This is a genomic window from Vibrio sp. Isolate22 (assembly GCF_022398115.1).
Lineage (GTDB): Bacteria > Pseudomonadota > Gammaproteobacteria > Enterobacterales > Vibrionaceae > Vibrio.
On sequence record NZ_JAKEUW010000139.1, the window covers coordinates 1 to 1,299 of the forward strand.

Genomic DNA, 1,299 nt, shown 5'->3' on the forward strand with positions numbered 1-1,299 from the left:
ATTGGAAAGAGCGGTATGGATACCACAAGCGTTCAATTGGAAAGAGCGGTATGGATACCACAAGCGTTCACTCTCAGAAACAGCGATGTATCGAGTTAAACAGTTGCTAGGAGGGAAACTGAGCTTAAGAAATTACAATGCCCAGGTGGGTGAAACTTACGCGATGATAAAAGCGTTGAACAAGCTTACTAGGTTAGGTATGCCTAAAACCTGTCGTATTGACTAAGAAATACGCGAAACGGGTTGGCTCTATATCTAAATTTAATTACGCAACAAAGCCAAGATTTACTGCCGAATAGATAGGTTCTATTTACATTTAAAGAGTACAACCGATCACGCCAACTTGGTTCCTGCCCTTCTATCAAGGAAACAGCTTGCCTGTGTGTCGCTACTGCTGAGTTCACCACTAAACTGGCTGCCCACTGAGTATTTGGCTCATCGATACTATGCTGCACTATCTGAGCGTGACCGAGGTTGACATATTCAAACTCGGTATAGCTCGCAATCTTCTTGCTAAAGAAGCCACCACCGGAATCAAGATTCGCCTCACTCAACACCAAGACCTGCAGTTGTGATTGAACTCTTTCAGCCAATACAACCGACACAGCACCACCCATGCTGTGACCATAGATCACAAACTTATCCAAGCCCAAAGATTGAATGAATGCCTCAAGATAAGCCGCATGACTACCTATGGAGTAATCGAAACCCTCAGGCTGATCACTAAATCCCGAACCTAATAAATCGACAAGAATGCGCCGATGAGGATGCAAATATTCACTGGCCGCAACGGCCGGATAATCAAACGAGGAAGCGCAGCCGATATCGTGTATAAAAATAATAGGCACTTCCGAACCGGGAAGATCGTGATACCTGAGTATCGCGTTACAGCCCTCAACCTTAAACTCTTTAATTTCTTCCCCTGAAACCCACAGAACACGACACTTAACATATACATACTTCACATACCAAGCGCGTCGAATTGCTTGTTATTGACTAGCCAATCAAGCCACTGAAAATACAACGCGTTCTTTGCTCTCATCATCTTTCAACTCAAGTAAAATACCTTCGGCCTTTGCGTCTTTTAATGGGCGTTGTTGATCAAATCAGCTAAAGGACGTATCTATCCTACGGAACTTACCTGTTAGTTTCTAATAGGCATACCTAGTCCTAGAACTTTGTTCATTGCTTTGACGTTTGCTAACGCCTCACCAACTTGAGCGTTATAACATCTCAAGCTCAATGTGCCGCTAGTCAGTCCTTTATATCGGGACATTGCCGTCTCAGAGATTGAACGGT

Annotated in this window: 1 protein-coding gene and 2 pseudogenes; 1 reads left to right on the top strand and 2 read right to left on the bottom strand. The window is 44.0% G+C overall.

What is annotated here, in order from left to right; all coding sequences use genetic code 11:
- Positions 1–226 (top strand): annotated as a pseudogene (locus tag L1D55_RS27240) (IS5/IS1182 family transposase); the annotation flags it as partial.
- Here the strand turns inward: L1D55_RS27240 and L1D55_RS27245 are convergent.
- Positions 204–965, bottom strand: coding sequence for an alpha/beta hydrolase (locus tag L1D55_RS27245; protein WP_239919510.1), 762 nt, complete (start codon positions 963–965; stop codon positions 204–206). The pseudogene L1D55_RS27240 and the gene L1D55_RS27245 overlap by 23 nt on opposite strands.
- 179 nt (positions 966–1,144) lie before the next feature.
- Positions 1,145–1,299 (bottom strand): annotated as a pseudogene (locus tag L1D55_RS27250) (IS5/IS1182 family transposase); the annotation flags it as partial.